The sequence below is a fragment of the Paenibacillus sp. 2RAB27 genome, from assembly GCF_052115445.1.
GTDB lineage: Bacteria > Bacillota > Bacilli > Paenibacillales > NBRC-103111 > Paenibacillus_E.
This window is the reverse complement of record NZ_JBFRGR010000106.1, coordinates 1-586: the sequence shown is the minus strand read 5'-3', so window position 1 is coordinate 586 and position 586 is coordinate 1. Positions and strand designations below refer to the sequence as shown.

Annotated in this window: 1 protein-coding gene; it reads right to left on the bottom strand. The window is 48.9% G+C overall.

The genetic code is table 11. The features are described 5' to 3' along the window. Positions 1–586, bottom strand: a 586-nt coding sequence (locus AB4114_RS35835; protein WP_441992683.1) for an Ig-like domain-containing protein, incomplete at both ends; no start/stop codon positions are given.

Here is a 586-nt window from a genome sequence, read left to right as displayed (position 1 = left end):
GGCGTGTATGGTTAACAGATTTCCGATCGTACTTATCGCGGTGTCATTTCCCTCGCTGGCCATAATGATTAGAATCTGGCCTTTATCGGCCTTGATCGCGGTCCCCAACACGTTGAAATGATTTCTTAGTGAGCTCAGGGCACCGTCAGTCAAGGAGAGAGAACCGTTGCTATTGRTTACTGTGTCGAACTCCAGCAAGTTCGGATCATAATTCAGAATGACATCGAGCGTAGTGAAGCTGGAGACCAAGCTGCTCACGCCAACAGTCAAATCGAATTGCTGTTGCTGATAGACAGCCTCGGGACCGATTAATGTAGCTGCAGTTACATTTGCAATTTGTCCGCTGATGGTGATATTCGCTTCTCCTTTGACACCTGAGTTGTCATGGGCTGTTGCGATGACTTTCACCACACCATCCTTAACTGCGGTTAACAATCCCCCAGCACTGATCGTCGCTTTATCCGTTGCCGTTCCGTCCGCGTTGACGACGGACCAAGTGAAAGTTTTATCAACGGCATTCGCAGGCCATACATCTGCAGACATTTGCAATGTGCCGCTTTTCGTCGTAATCGATGATGCTCTGCTC